Origin of the sequence: Citrobacter sp. Ca225 (assembly GCF_030337175.1) — a bacterium.
Classification (GTDB): domain Bacteria; phylum Pseudomonadota; class Gammaproteobacteria; order Enterobacterales; family Enterobacteriaceae; genus Citrobacter_A; species Citrobacter_A amalonaticus.
On the sequence record NZ_JAOWCD010000063.1, the window covers coordinates 78,606 to 94,190 of the forward strand.

The 15,585-nt window shown below is 53.8% G+C and carries 19 protein-coding genes; 13 read left to right on the forward strand and 6 right to left on the reverse strand.

Annotated elements, in window-relative coordinates; translation table 11 throughout:
* Positions 1–237: 237 nt before the first annotated feature.
* The 6 genes from OGW13_RS08515 to OGW13_RS08540 all read left to right on the forward strand — a co-directional run bounded on the left by OGW13_RS08515 (position 238) and on the right by OGW13_RS08540 (position 5,360).
* Positions 238–1,392, forward strand: coding sequence for an AgaS family sugar isomerase (locus OGW13_RS08515; RefSeq protein WP_104445737.1), 1,155 nt, complete (start codon positions 238–240; stop codon positions 1,390–1,392).
* A gap of 12 nt (positions 1,393–1,404) precedes the next feature.
* Positions 1,405–2,280: a tagatose-bisphosphate aldolase subunit KbaY gene (gene kbaY, locus OGW13_RS08520; protein WP_044267500.1), complete on the forward strand. Its 876-nt coding sequence runs from the start codon at positions 1,405–1,407 to the stop codon at positions 2,278–2,280.
* A 188-nt stretch (positions 2,281–2,468) separates the two neighbouring features.
* The gene (gene agaB, locus OGW13_RS08525) at positions 2,469–2,945 is read left to right on the forward strand and encodes a PTS galactosamine transporter subunit IIB (protein WP_042998261.1); all 477 of its coding nucleotides are present in this window, start codon (positions 2,469–2,471) and stop codon (positions 2,943–2,945) included.
* 54 nt (positions 2,946–2,999) lie between these two features.
* Complete coding sequence (agaC, locus tag OGW13_RS08530; protein WP_042998262.1) at positions 3,000–3,806, forward strand: PTS galactosamine transporter subunit IIC; 807 nt, start codon at positions 3,000–3,002, stop codon at positions 3,804–3,806.
* Complete coding sequence (gene agaD / locus OGW13_RS08535; protein ID WP_042998263.1) at positions 3,796–4,587, forward strand: PTS galactosamine transporter subunit IID; 792 nt, start codon at positions 3,796–3,798, stop codon at positions 4,585–4,587. The genes agaC and agaD overlap by 11 nt, the downstream gene beginning before the upstream one ends.
* 53 nt (positions 4,588–4,640) lie before the next feature.
* Positions 4,641–5,360, forward strand: coding sequence for a galactosamine-6-phosphate isomerase (locus tag OGW13_RS08540; protein WP_054176903.1), 720 nt, complete (start codon positions 4,641–4,643; stop codon positions 5,358–5,360).
* A gap of 49 nt (positions 5,361–5,409) precedes the next feature.
* Here the strand turns inward: OGW13_RS08540 and rsmI are convergent, their stop codons facing one another.
* Positions 5,410–6,273 (reverse strand): 16S rRNA (cytidine(1402)-2'-O)-methyltransferase, encoded by an 864-nt coding sequence (gene rsmI, locus OGW13_RS08545; RefSeq protein ID WP_042998265.1) that lies wholly within the window; start codon positions 6,271–6,273, stop codon positions 5,410–5,412.
* 64 nt (positions 6,274–6,337) lie between these two features.
* Between rsmI and OGW13_RS08550 the strand changes: the two genes are divergently transcribed.
* From OGW13_RS08550 to dolP, 4 genes are all read left to right on the forward strand, one after another.
* On the forward strand, positions 6,338–8,392 hold the full coding sequence (locus OGW13_RS08550) for a penicillin-binding protein activator (RefSeq protein ID WP_287115895.1): 2,055 nt from the start codon (positions 6,338–6,340) through the stop codon (positions 8,390–8,392).
* The gene (locus OGW13_RS08555) at positions 8,350–8,745 is read left to right on the forward strand and encodes a YraN family protein (RefSeq protein WP_058587528.1); all 396 of its coding nucleotides are present in this window, start codon (positions 8,350–8,352) and stop codon (positions 8,743–8,745) included. Before OGW13_RS08550 ends, OGW13_RS08555 begins: the two co-directional genes overlap by 43 nt.
* Before the next feature lie 165 nt (positions 8,746–8,910).
* The gene (gene diaA, locus OGW13_RS08560; RefSeq protein ID WP_023246631.1) at positions 8,911–9,501 is read left to right on the forward strand and encodes a DnaA initiator-associating protein DiaA; all 591 of its coding nucleotides are present in this window, start codon (positions 8,911–8,913) and stop codon (positions 9,499–9,501) included.
* Between the two features lie 9 nt (positions 9,502–9,510).
* Positions 9,511–10,086: a division/outer membrane stress-associated lipid-binding lipoprotein gene (gene dolP / locus OGW13_RS08565; protein ID WP_042998268.1), complete on the forward strand. Its 576-nt coding sequence runs from the start codon at positions 9,511–9,513 to the stop codon at positions 10,084–10,086.
* A 96-nt stretch (positions 10,087–10,182) separates the two neighbouring features.
* Here the strand turns inward: dolP and OGW13_RS08570 are convergent, their stop codons facing one another.
* Positions 10,183–11,220, reverse strand: coding sequence for a permease (locus tag OGW13_RS08570; RefSeq protein WP_044255902.1), 1,038 nt, complete (start codon positions 11,218–11,220; stop codon positions 10,183–10,185).
* 69 nt (positions 11,221–11,289) lie between these two features.
* The gene (locus OGW13_RS08575; protein ID WP_044255906.1) at positions 11,290–11,931 is read right to left on the reverse strand and encodes an NAD(P)H-binding protein; all 642 of its coding nucleotides are present in this window, start codon (positions 11,929–11,931) and stop codon (positions 11,290–11,292) included.
* 128 nt (positions 11,932–12,059) lie between these two features.
* Between OGW13_RS08575 and yhbO the strand changes: the two genes are divergently transcribed.
* Positions 12,060–12,578, forward strand: a complete 519-nt coding sequence (gene yhbO, locus OGW13_RS08580; RefSeq protein ID WP_287115898.1) for a protein/nucleic acid deglycase — start codon at positions 12,060–12,062, stop codon at positions 12,576–12,578.
* Here yhbO and OGW13_RS08585 read toward each other — a convergent pair.
* Positions 12,558–13,001 (reverse strand): YhbP family protein, encoded by a 444-nt coding sequence (locus OGW13_RS08585; RefSeq protein WP_287115899.1) that lies wholly within the window; start codon positions 12,999–13,001, stop codon positions 12,558–12,560. The two genes, yhbO and OGW13_RS08585, sit on opposite strands and share 21 nt — an antisense overlap.
* Before the next feature lie 52 nt (positions 13,002–13,053).
* On the opposite strand from OGW13_RS08585, the gene OGW13_RS08590 reads away from it, so the two are divergent.
* Positions 13,054–13,356: a GIY-YIG nuclease family protein gene (locus OGW13_RS08590; protein ID WP_044255912.1), complete on the forward strand. Its 303-nt coding sequence runs from the start codon at positions 13,054–13,056 to the stop codon at positions 13,354–13,356.
* On the opposite strand, the gene OGW13_RS08595 is transcribed toward OGW13_RS08590, so the two are convergent.
* On the reverse strand, positions 13,343–13,846 hold the full coding sequence (locus OGW13_RS08595; protein WP_042998273.1) for a GNAT family N-acetyltransferase: 504 nt from the start codon (positions 13,844–13,846) through the stop codon (positions 13,343–13,345). The two genes, OGW13_RS08590 and OGW13_RS08595, sit on opposite strands and share 14 nt — an antisense overlap.
* Positions 13,840–14,364: a ubiquinone anaerobic biosynthesis accessory factor UbiT gene (gene ubiT / locus OGW13_RS08600; RefSeq protein ID WP_042998274.1), complete on the reverse strand. Its 525-nt coding sequence runs from the start codon at positions 14,362–14,364 to the stop codon at positions 13,840–13,842. Before ubiT ends, OGW13_RS08595 begins: the two co-directional genes overlap by 7 nt.
* A gap of 220 nt (positions 14,365–14,584) precedes the next feature.
* Between ubiT and ubiU the strand changes: the two genes are divergently transcribed.
* Positions 14,585–15,580 carry a ubiquinone anaerobic biosynthesis protein UbiU gene (gene ubiU, locus OGW13_RS08605; protein ID WP_287115901.1) on the forward strand — a complete coding sequence of 332 codons (996 nt, stop codon included), beginning with the start codon at positions 14,585–14,587 and terminating at the stop codon, positions 15,578–15,580.
* Positions 15,581–15,585 lie beyond the last annotated feature (5 nt).

Here is a 15,585-nt window from a genome sequence, read left to right on the forward strand (position 1 = left end):
TTAAGAAAACCCTCACCTCAGAACTTTCAGAGAGAATTATTACAGATCAATAAGATAAAAACGCTCTCCGTACAATCGATCACACTTTTCGTTTTATTTCATTTCGCATCATTGAACTTTCGATTTCTTTCCTATAGATTTTAATCAATCGATCATGTGAACAAGTGAAACGAAACGAAAGATAGCGACATTTTGCCAGCGTCTGATGTGGAATTCACAAGACTAAGGACTTACGATATGCCAGAAACCTATACCCCTGCAGCGGCAACCACCGGAACCTGGACTGAAGAAGAGATCCGCCAGCAGCCTGCCAGTTGGATCCGATCGCTGACGAACATTGACGCGATACGTACCACGATCGACAACTTTCTTGCGCCACTACTGCGTAAAGACGATCTGCGGATCGTGCTGACCGGGGCAGGTACCTCGGCATTCATTGGCGAGATCATCTCTCCCTGGCTTGCCAGCCACACGGGGCAAAACATCAGCGCCGTTCCGACCACCGATCTGGTCACCAATCCGATGGATTATCTGAATCCGGCGCATCCGCTGCTGCTGGTCTCGTTTGCCCGTTCCGGCAATAGCCCGGAAAGCGTCGCCGCAGTGGAACTGGCAAACCAGTTCGTCCCTGAGTGCTATCACCTTTCGATCACCTGCAATGAAGCGGGCAGCCTGTACCAGAACGCGGTGGCAAGCGATAACGCTTTTGCTCTGCTGATGCCGGCAGAAACACACGATCGCGGTTTTGCGATGACCAGCAGTATTACCACCATGATGGCCAGTTGCCTGGCGGTGTTCGCACCGAAACTCATCAACAGCCAGACCTTCCGCGACGTCGCGGATCGCTGCCAGACGATCCTGTCCTCACTAGGTGATTTCAGCCACGGCGTGTTTGGCAATGAAAACTGGAAACGGATCGTCTACCTCGGCAGCGGCGGATTGCAGGGTGCCGCGCGTGAATCGGCCCTGAAAGTCCTGGAACTGACCGCCGGTAAGCTGGCGGCATTTTACGATTCTCCAACCGGTTTCCGTCATGGACCGAAATCACTGGTGGATAACGAAACGCTGATCGTGGTGTATATCTCCAGCCACCCTTACACCCGGCAGTACGATCTCGATCTGCTGGCAGAGCTGCGTCGCGATGATCAGGCCATGCGCGTTGTTGCCATTGCAGCCGAAAGCGATTCCATTATCGAAGCCGGCCCGCACATTTTGCTGCCGTCTGCGCGTCATTTCATCGATACCGAACTGGCGTTCTGCTACCTGATGTATGCCCAGGTCTTTGCGCTCACCCAGTCCATTGCAGTCGGTAATACGCCGGATACCCCTTCCCGCAGCGGTACGGTCAACCGCGTGGTGCAGGGCGTCGTTATTCACCCGTGGCAGGCTTAAGAGGATCCGATCATGAGTATCATTTCCACGAAGTATCTCTTGCAGGATGCCCAGGCAAAAGGCTACGCCGTTCCGGCCTTCAACATCCATAATGCCGAGACGATCCAGGCGATCCTCGAAGTGTGTAGCGAAATGCAATCACCGGTGATCCTCGCCGGTACGCCTGGCACCTTTAAACATATCGCGCTGGAAGAGCTTTACGCGCTGTGCACCGCCTACTCCACCACCTACGGCATGCCGCTGGCGCTGCATCTCGATCATCATGAATCGCTGGACGACATTCGCCATAAAGTGAACGCCGGAGTGCGCAGCGCCATGATCGACGGTAGCCATTTTCCGTTTGAAGAAAACGTGAAGCTGGTGAAATCGGTGGTGGATTTCTGCCACGCCCGCGATTGCAGCGTCGAAGCGGAGCTGGGGCGACTGGGTGGCGTCGAAGATGACATGAGCGTTGACGCAGAAAGCGCCTTTCTGACCGATCCGCAGGAGGCCAAACGCTTTGTTGAGCTGACCGGCGTCGACAGCCTTGCCGTCGCGATCGGTACCGCGCACGGCCTGTACACCAAAAAGCCGAAAATCGATTTCCAGCGTCTGGCTGAAATTCGTGAAGTGGTGGATATTCCGCTGGTGCTACATGGCGCGAGCGATGTGCCTGACGAGTACGTGCGCCGCACGATAGAACTGGGCGTCTGTAAGGTTAACGTCGCCACTGAACTGAAAATTGCCTTTGCCGATGCCGTGAAAGCGTGGTTTGCCGACAACCCACAGGGCAACGATCCGCGCTACTACATGCGCGTCGGTATGGATGCAATGAAAGAAGTCGTGAGAAGTAAAATCAATGTCTGTGGATCGGCCAATAAACTTTTAGTCGACCACGAGTTATCGTAAGCGAGTCGGCTTTATCATCACTACACAAAAGCGCTATCTGATTAATATCAGGTAGCGCTTTCTGGCCAAATAGCGGAGGAGAATAACGAGATTACATCACGCTGAATTAATTAATGAATGCGATACGGTAAGAATAATATATTTCAACAAGTTCAGTCATTCAATTATTTTATGGTGAGGATTTAAGTATGAGCAGTCCAAATATCCTGTTAACGCGTATTGATAACCGACTGGTGCATGGTCAGGTGGGTGTCACCTGGACATCAACGATCGGTGCCAATCTGCTGGTCGTCGTGGATGATGATGTCGCTCAGGATGAGATTCAGCAGAAATTAATGAGCATCACCGCAGAAACCTACGGTTTCGGTATCCGCTTCTTCTCTATAGAAAAAACTATCAATGTCATCGGTAAAGCAGCGCCGCATCAGAAGATCTTCCTGATTTGCCGCACCCCGCAAACAGTCAGAAAGCTGCTCGAAGGCGGTATCACGCTTAACGACGTGAACGTCGGCAATATGCACTTCTCAGAAGGCAAAAAGCAGATCAGCAGTAAAGTTTATGTCAATGAGCAGGACCTTAATGATCTGCAGTTCATTAAGAAACATGGCGTAAACATTTTTATTCAGGATGTCCCTGGCGATCAAAAAGAAGCGATCCCGGAGTAAATAACAAGCCAACGTTTTCATAGTAAAGGGACTTATTTATATGAGGTGTTTACAATGAATGAAATAACGCTTTTACAAGGGATATCCCTCGCGGCACTAGTCTTCTTTCTGGGAATCGATTTTTGGCTGGAAGCCTTGTTTTTATTCAGACCAATTATTGTCTGTACGCTCACTGGCGCCATTCTTGGCGACATTCATATTGGTTTGATCACCGGCGGTCTGACCGAACTGGCTTTTGCTGGTTTGACGCCCGCCGGCGGCGTACAACCGCCAAACCCCATCATGGCAGGATTGATGACAACGGTGATCGCCTGGTCTACCGGCGTGGATGCCAAAACCGCCATCGGCCTTGGCCTGCCGTTCAGTCTGCTGATGCAATATGTGATTCTGTTCTTCTATTCCGCTTTTTCCCTGTTTATGTCCAGAGCCGACAACTGCGCAAAAGAAGCCAACACCCGCGCATTTTCCCGTCTGAACTGGCTAACGACGCTGATTGTCGCCTGCTCTTACGCGATTATCGCGTTTCTGTGTACCTATCTGGCGCAGGGTGCCATGCAGGCGCTGGTGAAAGCCATGCCCGCCTGGCTTACTCATGGTTTTGAAGTCGCGGGCGGTATTCTGCCTGCCGTTGGTTTTGGTCTGCTGCTGCGCGTGATGTTCAAAGCACAGTACATTCCTTATCTGATCGCCGGCTTCCTTTTTGTCTGCTACATCCAGGTCAACAACCTTCTCCCGGTCGCTGTCCTCGGCGCGGGCTTCGCCGTGTACGAGTTTTTCAATGCCAAAGCTAAACAGCAGGCGCAACCCCAGCCTGCCGCCCATAAAAATGATGATGAAGAGGATTACAGCAATGGGATCTGAAATCAGTAAAAAAGACATTACCCGTCTTGGCTTCCGCTCTTCGCTTCTGCAGGCGAGCTTTAACTATGAAAGGATGCAGGCGGGCGGCTTTACCTGGGCGATGCTGCCGATTCTGAAAAAAATCTATAAAGATGATAAGCCGGGCCTGAGTGCGGCCATGAAAGATCATCTGGAATTTATCAATACCCACCCAAACCTCGTCGGTTTTCTGATGGGGCTGCTTATCTCCATGGAAGAGAAAGGAGAAAACCGCGACACCATTAAAGGCCTGAAAGTGGCGCTGTTTGGCCCTATTGCCGGGATTGGTGATGCCATTTTCTGGTTCACTTTGCTGCCGATCATGGCGGGGATCTGCTCCTCTTTCGCCAGCCAGGGCAATTTGCTGGGGCCGATTCTGTTCTTCGCCGTTTATCTGATGATCTTTTTCCTGCGCGTCGGCTGGACTCACGTCGGCTATTCGGTTGGGGTAAAAGCCATTGATAAGGTGAGGGAAAACTCGCAGATGATCGCCCGCTCGGCAACCATCCTCGGGATCACGGTGATTGGCGGTCTGATCGCGTCTTACGTCCATATTAATGTCGTGACCTCTTTTGCCATCGACAGCACGCACAATGTGGCACTACAAAAGGACTTCTTTGATAAGGTCTTCCCGAACATTTTACCCATGGGCTACACGCTGTTGATGTACTACCTGCTGCGGGTGAAAAAAGCACATCCGGTATTGCTAATCGGTGTCACCTTCGTGCTTTCTATCGTCTCTTCCGCACTCGGCATTTTGTAAACTGAACGGGGCGCGACAGTACGTGCGCCCCTCGTCAAAAGGATGACTGACCAATGCAATGCATACAGTACTGCGACCACTACGATGCGCTCAGCGATCGCGCCAGCGAACGATTGATTCAGGTTATACAGGACAAACCTGACGCGACGATTTGCCTGGCGACCGGTGCCACACCTGAACTGACCTATCGTTTCTTTGTCGAGAAAATACAAAAGAATCAAGTTGATATCCGAAACGTGACCTTCGTGAAGCTCGATGAATGGGTGGGGATTCCCTTACACACACCGGGTACCTGTGAATCGTTCCTGCAACAGCACATCGTACAACCGCTTGGCCTGCGCCCGGAACAGTTGATCGGCTTTCAGTCGGAAAATATCGATGAGAAAGAGTGCGAACGCGTGACGGATTTGATTGCCCATCGGGGTGGCCTTGATTTATGCGTACTGGGTATCGGCAAAAATGGTCATCTGGGGCTGAACGAGCCGGGAACCGCGCTGGAGCCGTGTTGCCATATCAGCAGGCTTGATGACCAAACGCGCCATCATGACATGCTGAAAACGGCCGGTCGTCCGGTGACACACGGTATCACGCTGGGACTGAAGGAGATCCTCAATGCAAAAGAAATTTTGCTGCTGATTGCCGGGGATGGCAAGCAGGCCGCTGTCGAAAAATACCTGACCGCTACCGTGACGACGGCTGTTCCGGCCTCGTTTTTGTGGCTGCATGACAATACGACATGCTTACTGGATGGCTCGCGTTATTCTGATCGGTAGCCACTCATCTCAGCAGACACGCTACAACTTTGCAGCGTGTCTGCTGAATTTACTCCCCCTGCTGCTCCAGCGCGTACTTATACAGCGCGTTCTTCTTCACGCCGTGGATTTCTGCCGTCAGCGCTGCCGCTTTTTTTAGTGGCAGCTCGGTCTGTAAGAGTGCGAGAGTGCGCAAAGCATCGGCGGGCAGGTCATCTTCCTGCGCCTTGTGCCCCTCCACAATCAGCACCATCTCGCCTTTGCGCCGGTTCTCATCTTCTTTCACCCACGCCAGCAGTTCACCTACCGGTGCGCCGTGGATCGTCTCCCAGGTTTTGGTCAGCTCGCGCGCCAGCACCACATAACGGGATTCGCCCCAGACTGCGACCATATCTTCCAGACTGTCTAACAGGCGATGGGTGGATTCATAGAAAATCAGCGTACGCGGTTCGGTTTCAATAGCTTTCAGCGCGTCACGACGTCCCTTTGATTTCGCTGGTAAAAAACCTTCATAGCAGAAGCGGTCGGACGGCAACCCCGCCGCGCTTAACGCGGCAATCGCCGCACAGGGACCCGGCAACGGCACCACACGGATGCCTTGCTCACGACAGGTACGCACCAGGTGATAACCCGGATCGTTGATCAGCGGCGTCCCGGCATCAGAAACCAGCGCGATGTTTTGCCCCTCTTTCAACTTCGCTACCAGCGTTTCTGCTTTTTGCTGTTCGTTATGATCGTGAAGGGCGAACAGTCGGGCATTAATCGCAAAATGCTGCAATAATAATCCGGTATGACGAGTATCTTCCGCGGCAATTAAATCAACGGCTTGTAACACTTCGAGCGCACGCTGGGTAATATCAGACAAATTCCCAATTGGAGTAGGTACAATAAAGAGTTGGCCGCGAGAATTCTCCGCCGATTCGTGTTGTGTCATTGTGTCGTCCGTATTGCCGATTTAATATTGAGCATTGCGTATAAAAAATATCACTGGATACAGTATGGTACCCTTAACATTCTCTCGTTTAAAAGCCGCGCGCTGTCTGCCCATCGTTCTGGCAGCCCTGATTTTCGTCGGCTGTGGCACCCAGGCGCCCGATCAGAGCACTGCCCATATGCAGGGCACAGCGCAAGCTGATTCCGGCTTTTATCTGCAACAGATGCAGCAAAGCGCAAATGATAGCAAGACCAACTGGCAATTACTCGCCATTCGTGCACTGCTGAAAGAAGGCAAAAGCCAGCAGGCTATCGAACTGTTTAATCAGTTGCCGCAGGATCTGAATGATTCCCAGCGCCGGGAACAGTCGCTGTTAGCCGTTGAAATCAAACTGGCACAGAAAGATTTTACCGGCGCGCAGTCGCTGCTGGAAAAGCTTACCCCGTCTGATTTTGAGCAAAATCAACAGGCTCGTTACTGGCAGGCGCAGATTGACGCCAGCCAGGGCCGTCCGTCACTCTCACTGCTGCGCGCCTTGATTGCTCAGGAACCGCTGCTTAGCGAGAAGGATAAGCAGAAAAACATCGACGCCACCTGGCAGGCGCTGTCGTCAATGACGCCAGAGCAGGCCCAGGCTCTGGTGATCAATGCCGATGAAAACGTATTGCAGGGCTGGCTGGATCTGCAACGCGTCTGGTTTGATAACCGCAGCGATCCGGACATGATGAAAGCAGGTATTGCCGACTGGCAAAAACGCTATCCGCAGAATCCAGGCGCAAAAATGCTGCCAACCCAACTGGTTAACGTACAGAGCTTTAAGCCCGCGTCCACTAGCAAAATCGCCCTGTTGCTGCCGCTAAATGGTCAGGCTGCGGTGTTTGGTCGCACCATTCAACAAGGCTTTGAAGCCGCCAAAAATCTCGGCACGCAACCGGTCGATACGCAGCCCACCGCGCAACCGACTCCGGTTGCGGCCACAACGCTAGCAGACCCGCAGCCGCAGCTGACAGATGGCGTCGCCAGCCCTTCTCAGGCGTCAGTGAGTGATTTGACCGACGAACAGCAGGCCGATCAGCCTGCTCCGGTCAGCGCGCCGCAGGCTACGCCAGCGCAGCCAGCCACCGCAAGCGCGGCGGCAAATCCTTCCGCAGAACTGAAAATTTATGATACCAGCGCCCAACCGCTCGATCAGATCCTGGCGCAGGTTCAGCAGGATGGCGCGAGCATCGTGGTCGGTCCGCTGCTGAAAAACAATGTCGACGAACTGGTCAAAAGCAACACCCCGCTGAACGTACTGGCGCTTAACCAGCCGGAATCGGTACAGAGTCGGGCAAACATCTGTTACTTCGCTCTCTCACCGGAAGATGAAGCGCGTGATGCCGCGCGCCATATTCATGAACAGGGTAAACAGTCACCGCTGCTACTGATCCCGCGTAGCGCGCTTGGCGATCGTGTTGCTAACGCCTTTGCCCAGGAGTGGCAAAAACTGGGAGGCGGTACGGTGCTGCAGCAGAAATTTGGCTCAACGGCGGAACTGCGTATGGGCGTTAACGGCGGTTCCGGCATTGCCTTAACCGGTAGCCCGGTTGCCGCGAGCACGCCGTCTCAACCTGGCGTCACTATTGGCAATTTAACCATCCCGGCCCCACCAACGGATGCGCAAATCAGCGGTAACGGAGGTCGCGTGGACGCCGTCTATATTCTGGCAACCCCGAATGAGATAGCCTTCATCAAGCCTATGATCGCCATGCGCAACGGTAGCCAGAGCGGTGCAACGCTGTACGCCAGCTCACGCAGCGCGCAAGGGAATGCCGGCCCAGACTTCCGTCTGGAAATGGATGGCCTGCAGTACAGCGAGATCCCAATGCTGGCAGGCGCGAACCCGTCGCTGATGCAGCAGGCACTCGGTGCCGTGCATAACGACTATTCGCTGGCGCGCATGTATGCAATGGGCGTCGATGCCTGGTCGCTGGCCAACCATTTCTCCCAGATGCGTCAGGTGCAGGGTTTTGAAATTAATGGGAATACCGGCGCGCTGACCGCCAGTCAGGACTGTGTGATTAACAGGAAGTTATCATGGCTCCAGTACCAGCAAGGGCAGATCGTCCCAGCCAGTTAACGAGCAAGCAGACTGGTGACACGTGGGAAACCACCGCGCGTCGCTGGCTTGAGCGCAAGGGACTGCATTTTATCGCCGCCAACGTGCGTGAACGCGGCGGCGAAATTGATCTGATTATGCGTGATGGCAAGACAACCGTCTTTATTGAGGTCCGCTACCGACGCTCTGCGGCATTCGGTGGCGCCGCTGCCAGTGTGACGCACAGCAAGCAACGCAAAGTATTACAGGCCGCCCGTTTGTGGCTCGCGCGCCACAATGGGAGTTTTGATACTGTGGATTGCCGGTTCGATGTGTTAGCCTTCACCGGAAATGACGTTGAGTGGTTGAGAAATGCCTTTACCGACTGCTCATAATTGAAGATTCAGAGCAGACCCATTGGGCATATATTGTTGCAGCCAGTTTGGACACGGACAGCGCGGAACCACCGGCGCGTACATGTCGTACGTGAAGAGTGGGAGCACCGCCCAGGTCCAAATGGCAAATAAAATAGCCTGATGGATTAGCTCTTAAGGATTAGCGTGTTAGACAGAATCAAAGTCTGCTTTACCGAAAGCATTCAAACGCAAATTGCCGCGGCAGAAGCCCTCCCGGATGCTATCTCTCGTGCCGCCATGACGCTGGTTCATTCACTGCTCAATGGCAACAAAATTCTCTGTTGTGGTAATGGGACATCCGCTGCCAACGCACAGCATTTTGCTGCCAGCATGATCAACCGTTTTGAAACAGAACGTCCTAGTTTACCTGCGATTGCACTAAATACGGATAATGTGGTCTTAACAGCGATTGCCAACGACCGCCTGCATGACGAAGTGTATGCAAAACAGGTTCGGGCGTTGGGTCATGCGGGTGATGTCTTACTGGCCATCTCGACGCGCGGTAACAGCCGCGATATCGTGAAGGCCGTGGAAGCAGCGGTCACGCGAGACATGACGATTGTGGCATTGACCGGATATGACGGGGGTGAACTGGCTGGACTGTTAGGGCCACAGGATGTTGAGATCCGCATCCCTTCGCATCACAGCGCACGCATTCAGGAAATGCATATGCTGACGGTAAACTGCCTGTGCGATCTGATCGATAACACGCTTTTCCCCCACCAGGATGATTAAGGAGTACACATGAAGGCTTTATCGCCAATCGCAGTCCTTATTTCTGCTCTGCTGTTGCAAGGTTGTGTGGCCGCCGCTGTTGTCGGAACCGCCGCCGTTGGTACCAAAGCAGCAACAGATCCACGTAGCGTAGGCACTCAGGTGGACGATGGAACCCTGGAACTGCGCGTCAACAGTGCGCTGTCGAAAGATGCACAGATCAAGAAAGAAACGCGAATTAACGTGACGGCTTATCAAGGTAAAGTGTTGCTGGTCGGCCAGTCGCCGAATAGCGAGCTCTCCTCACGCGCCAAACAGATTGCAATGGGCGTCGATGGTACCACCGAAGTCTATAACGAGATCCGTCAGGGTGAGCCGATTGGTATGGGCACCGCCTCAAACGACACCTGGATCACCACCAAAGTACGCTCTCAGTTATTGACCAGCGACCAAGTTAAATCTTCCAACGTGAAGGTGACAACCGAAAACGGTGAAGTGTTCCTGTTAGGCCTGGTGACCGAACGTGAAGCCAAAGCCGCGGCGGATATCGCCAGCCGGGTCAGCGGCGTGAAGCGCGTCACCACGGCGTTTACGTTTATCAAGTAAGTCGTTGTGTGCCGGATGACGGCGTAAGCGCCTTATCCGGCCTACAGAATGTACGACCGTAGGCCGGGCAAGCGAAGCGCCCCCGGCATTGCTGTTTTATATCAACGCAATACTTCCCACCATCACACCCGAAATCGCCACCAGCGCACCGGTCATCCACAGCGCTTTTGCCGGAAACGCTTTACGTAGCATAATCAGCGACGGCAGGCTGACGGCGGGTAATGTCATCAGCAGTGCCAGCGCAGGCGCAGTTCCCATTCCTGCCAGCATCATGGTCTGCACAATCGGGATTTCTGCGGCAGTTGGGATCACAAACAGACAACCGGCTACCGCCAGCGCAATCACCCACAGCAGGCTGTTATCAATAGCGCCATCGGCATGAGGGAACAGCCAGACGCGCGCCGCACCCAGTACCAACACTGCCAGAATATAGACCGGGATGGTGCTCCAGAACAGCATCCATAGCGCTTTACCCCAGCGAACAAAGAACCCGCCCTGCTCGTCCGGCTGCGTGATTTCCACCGGCAATTCAGTCTGCGGAGGCTCTTTCACCCATTTTTGTACCAGCGTCGCCACTACCAGCACCATCGCCAGTCCAGCGACCAGACGGATCGCCGCGAAATGCCAGCCAAGGACAAAGCCCATAAACACCAGCGTCGCCGGGTTTAACAGTGGATTCCCCATCCAGAATGCCAGCGCACCGCCCATCGAAACCTGCTGGCGACGCATCCCCGCCGCCACCGGTGCAGCACAACAGGTACACATCATGCCGGGCAGAGAGAAAAGCGTACCGAACAGCGTGCCGCGAAAACGTGCCTGTCCAAGCGTGCGTAACAGCCAATCACGCGGGATCAGAACCTGAATCAGCGAGCCGAGGATCACCCCCAATACCGCTGCCTTCCAGACCGCAATGAAATAGACCATCGCATAGTCCCAAGCTGCCTGCCAGGGGTTCGCATCGGCCTGCGCCAGAATAGATTTTCCGATACTGTGTGTTTCTGCGGCGGTGAAGGCTTTACCGTAGTAAGGTTGCCATTTCACATACCAGAGACCAACAATGACGACGAGAAAGAAAAGAGCGGGTTTCCACCATTGAAACGGTGTTGCCGCCTGAGACGAAGACTGACCAGCCATAGCATTCCCCAGGGAGTGTTAGATAATTTTGCCGGTGAATACTACGCCTTTGGGAAATGTTTGGAAATGCTATATTGACGCCGCCTTTTCCCGCAGTTGAGACGATGTCAGGATTGTTACCCCGTCATGTTCAGGCGCAAGCGCTTCCGCCAGCATCGCGCGCGCCACGTCCCGCGCCTCAATCGATTTCCAGTTGCCCGGCAGCAACCGGAACAACGGTGCAAACAGGGTTTCGTTCATCCGCTGCTTTGACCGATCGCCGAGCAGCATCGACGGACGCGCAATCGTCAGCGTTGGCCAATCTTGCGCAATCAGCGCCTCCTCCATTTCCCCTTTTACGCGGTTATAGAAAAACGGCGAATGGGCATTGGCCCCCATCGAACTCACCACCAGCATATGCTGCGCCCCCAGGCGGAGACCGGTCAACGCGGTGTCGACCACCAGCGTATAGTCGGCATGGATAAACGCCTCTTTACTGCCCGCTTCACGGCGGGTCGTGCCCAGGCAGCAAAAAACAATATCGACAGGATCGGTGACCTGCGCCAGCGCATCGGTCAGTTGCGGATCGTGGGGATTATAGACGCCAGGCATATCCGCCAGCGGACGTCGCGTTGGCGCGGCAATGGAATGGATCTTCGGTTCATTAAGCAACATCCGCAGTAAATGTCCGCCAACCAACCCGGTCGCCCCGGTAATCAGTACCTGACTCATCCTCGCTCCTTTCCAGAATTGTCCGCCTTGCACCCTCAGCCCTATCGACCAGGCTTAGTAGTTCACAAGGTAATTATCCATCATCAGGGAAAAATTGCCTTATCCAATGCAGATCCAGCGGAGGAAGCATGAGTAAGAAGATTGCCGTTTTAATCACTGACGAGTTTGAGGACTCAGAATTCACCTCACCCGCAGCAGAGTTTCGTCAGGCCGGGCATGAGGTTATTACGATTGAAAAACAGGCAGATAAAACCGTAAAAGGGAAAAAAGGCGAAGCCAGCGTCACGATTGATAAAGCGATTGATGAAGTGCGTCCGGCCGATTTCGATGCATTGCTGTTACCTGGCGGCCATTCACCGGATTACCTTCGCGGTGATGACCGTTTCGTCACCTTTACGCGCGATTTCGTGAACACGGGTAAACCGGTCTTCGCCATCTGTCACGGACCACAGTTGCTGATCAGCGCCGATGTGATTCGCGGGCGTAAACTGACCGCCGTTAAACCGATCATTATCGACGTGAAAAACGCCGGTGCAGAATTTTACGATCAGGAAGTGGTGGTTGATAAAGACCAACTGGTGACCAGTCGTACCCCTGACGATCTGCCGGCGTTCAATCGTGAAGCCTTACGCATTCTCGGTGCCTGACTGACGTAACCACACTAATTTTTTGCCAAAACCCAGGGTGTTGTCGGTGAACTTGAGTTCATCAAGGCGGATTTCCCATACCGGCGCGGACAGCATTCTGGCAACCGGGAAGCGGCGAAGATAGGCCTGTCGCGCCGCGTCGCTTTCCTCTCCAACCAGCTGGCGAATCTCCCCTTTAAACTGCACGCCGCGAATCAATGCGACCGTTTTCGGTTGCCCATTTACCGTTCCGGCAACGGGTGAACGCGGTCCGGACATCTGCGCATGACGCGTTTTCTCTTCCGTCAGCACATAAAAAACGACCTTTTTGGCGTCGAAAAGGTAAAACGCATTTGCACACCACAGTTCACCTTCGCGATGCACACACCAGGTCACAACGTGTTGTTTCGCCAGCCAACGACTGATCGCAGTAAGTGTTTCCATCTTGGTTCTCTTTTATACTGGATGCCAGAAACGTAACACGCCGAAGGCCACGATGACACCCTGGTATCTCTATCTGATTCGCACCGCCGACAACGCCCTGTACACCGGGATCACCACCGATGTAGCGCGCCGCTATCAACAACATCAACAAGGAAAAGGGGCAAAAGCGCTGCGGGGAAAAGGAGAACTGACGCTGGCGTTTTCCGCGCCGGTTGGCGATCGCTCACTGGCGCTGCGCGCAGAATACCGGGTCAAAAAACTCACTAAGCGGCAGAAAGAACGGCTCGTCGCAGAAGGCGAAGGGTTTGCAGCATTACTGCATGATCTGCAAACCCCGACGCTTAAAAACGATTAAAGTGATCGTGATACTCGACCAGTCCCGTGACGCCGCTTAATGCATCATCCGCTAAGCGATGCACCTGGAACGCACTTTCCGTGCCTGGCCAGCGGCAATGCAGATCGTGGTGGGCGGCCAGTTCGAAACCAAAACGGCTGTACAGTGCCGGATCGCCCAGGGTGACCACGGCGGCATAGCCAAATTCATTGAGTGAATCCAGTCCTTCATAAACCAGTTGGCGGGCCAGACCTTGTCCACGATAGTTTTCGTCTACCGCCAGCGGTGCCATACCAACCCACTGCAGATCTTCGCCCTGCACGTCGACGGGGCTGAATGCCACATAACCCACCACCTGACCTTCATCGTCGGTGGCGACCAGACCGAGCGTCAGAAAACCATCTTCACGTAGGTCGTGAACCAGTTTCGCTTCCGCATCGCTTTCGAATGAACGACGCAGCAGGGCATCAATGCCGGGGGCGTCAATGGGAATTTCTACTCGAATCAGCATGGTTCACCTACCGATGTTTGTTTGGTTTCTGGCGAGTATTTCATGCCCGCCTCAACAAAATCCGCCAGTTGCAGCAGCATAACACGCAACGCTTTGGGCATCTGCTCCAGGTCAATGGCATCCATCAGGTTTTTCACATACAACCCTAACTCCGTATCCCCTTCGATCACCAGACGGCGCTGGAAGAAGAGCGTATCCGGATCCTGCTTACGTGCGGCGATCATCAACAGATCGCTGGCATCAGCGCTAAAACTCACGTCGGCTTGCGCATCCTCGCAGACGATCAGTTTGTCATTCTCGACCGAGGTATACCACTTCAGGCCGATATCGCGAACCGTAATGCTTAACCAACGGCCTTCCAGGAATTCCAGTTCACCGTCTGCCAGGGCCTGGCGAAACTGCCAGCTCAGGACCTGTTGCAGAACCTGGCGTTGCAGTGCAAAGGGCGTCAGTTTAACTGGCACACTCATCAGAGACGGACCGAAATGTACTAAGCGTGAACGCAGCTTATCTAACACGAGCTTTACTCCCTGTTTCAATTATCCTGCTATTTTGCCATATCAGATAAACGACATAGCGGCGTAAATCAACAATTGCGTACGAAATCTCTACCTCTTTATTACTGATATCAATACGACTTTAACTGCCTTAAATCAAAAATTGTCGCAGCAAGGTTAACTAAAATCCTTGTTCGTTAACAATTATGCGTCCCAAGCGGCGCAATCTTCAGGATAAATTATGGAGCTGCTCTGCCCTGCCGGAAATCTCCCGGCGCTTAAGGCGGCCATCGAAAACGGCGCTGATGCTGTTTATATCGGGCTTAAAGATGATACCAACGCCCGCCACTTCGCCGGCCTTAACTTTACCGAGAAGAAATTGCAGGAAGCGGTGAGTTTTGTCCATCAACACCGCCGCAAATTGCACATCGCCATTAACACCTTTGCGCATCCAGATGGTTATGCCCGCTGGCAGCGCGCGGTGGATATGGCCGCGCAACTGGGTGCGGATGCGCTGATCCTTGCCGATCTCGCGATGCTTGAGTATGCCGCAGTTCGTTATCCGCATATTGAGCGCCATGTCTCTGTTCAGGCTTCGGCAACAAATGAAGAAGCGATCAACTTTTATCATCGCAATTTTGACGTTGCCCGCGTCGTCCTGCCACGCGTGCTCTCGATTCATCAGGTGAAACAGCTTGCCCGCGTGACGCCGGTGCCGCTGGAAGTTTTTGCTTTCGGCAGTCTATGCATTATGGCGGAAGGTCGCTGTTATCTCTCGTCCTGGTTAACCGGTGAATCTCCTAATACGGTAGGCGCCTGTTCCCCTGCCCGCTTTGTACGCTGGCAGCAGACGCCACAGGGGCTGGAATCTCGTCTGAATGAAGTGTTGATCGACCGCTATCAGGATGGGGAAAACGCCGGTTATCCGACGCTGTGTAAAGGGCGTTACCTGGTTGACGGTGAGCGTTACCACGCACTGGAAGAACCAACCAGCCTGAACACGCTGGAACTGCTGCCGGAACTACTGGCGGCGAATATTGCCTCGGTGAAAATTGAAGGTCGTCAGCGCAGCCCGGCCTATGTCAGCCAGGTGGCGAAAGTGTGGCGTCAGGCGATTGACCGCTGCATCGCCGACCCACAGCACTATGCGCCGCAGCCCGCGTGGATGGAAACGCTCGGCGCAATGTCCGAAGGCACCCAGACGACGCTTGGCGCGTATCACCGTAAATGGCAGTGAGAAAA

Bases quoted from the DNA above. Each gene is read 5' to 3' on its own strand.
- OGW13_RS08515 (WP_104445737.1), top strand. From the start codon at position 238: ATGCCAGAAACCTATACCCCTGCAGCGGCAACCACCGGAACCTGGACT.
- kbaY (WP_044267500.1), top strand. From the start codon at position 1,405: ATGAGTATCATTTCCACGAAGTATCTCTTGCAGGATGCCCAGGCAAAA.
- agaB (WP_042998261.1), top strand. From the start codon at position 2,469: ATGAGCAGTCCAAATATCCTGTTAACGCGTATTGATAACCGACTGGTG.
- agaC (WP_042998262.1), top strand. From the start codon at position 3,000: ATGAATGAAATAACGCTTTTACAAGGGATATCCCTCGCGGCACTAGTC.
- agaD (WP_042998263.1), top strand. From the start codon at position 3,796: ATGGGATCTGAAATCAGTAAAAAAGACATTACCCGTCTTGGCTTCCGC.
- OGW13_RS08540 (WP_054176903.1), top strand. From the start codon at position 4,641: ATGCAATGCATACAGTACTGCGACCACTACGATGCGCTCAGCGATCGC.
- rsmI (WP_042998265.1), bottom strand. From the start codon at position 6,273: ATGACACAACACGAATCGGCGGAGAATTCTCGCGGCCAACTCTTTATT.
- OGW13_RS08550 (WP_287115895.1), top strand. From the start codon at position 6,338: ATGGTACCCTTAACATTCTCTCGTTTAAAAGCCGCGCGCTGTCTGCCC.
- OGW13_RS08555 (WP_058587528.1), top strand. From the start codon at position 8,350: ATGGCTCCAGTACCAGCAAGGGCAGATCGTCCCAGCCAGTTAACGAGC.
- dolP (WP_042998268.1), top strand. From the start codon at position 9,511: ATGAAGGCTTTATCGCCAATCGCAGTCCTTATTTCTGCTCTGCTGTTG.
- OGW13_RS08570 (WP_044255902.1), bottom strand. From the start codon at position 11,220: ATGGCTGGTCAGTCTTCGTCTCAGGCGGCAACACCGTTTCAATGGTGG.
- OGW13_RS08575 (WP_044255906.1), bottom strand. From the start codon at position 11,931: ATGAGTCAGGTACTGATTACCGGGGCGACCGGGTTGGTTGGCGGACAT.
- yhbO (WP_287115898.1), top strand. From the start codon at position 12,060: ATGAGTAAGAAGATTGCCGTTTTAATCACTGACGAGTTTGAGGACTCA.
- OGW13_RS08585 (WP_287115899.1), bottom strand. From the start codon at position 13,001: ATGGAAACACTTACTGCGATCAGTCGTTGGCTGGCGAAACAACACGTT.
- OGW13_RS08590 (WP_044255912.1), top strand. From the start codon at position 13,054: ATGACACCCTGGTATCTCTATCTGATTCGCACCGCCGACAACGCCCTG.
- OGW13_RS08595 (WP_042998273.1), bottom strand. From the start codon at position 13,846: ATGCTGATTCGAGTAGAAATTCCCATTGACGCCCCCGGCATTGATGCC.
- ubiU (WP_287115901.1), top strand. From the start codon at position 14,585: ATGGAGCTGCTCTGCCCTGCCGGAAATCTCCCGGCGCTTAAGGCGGCC.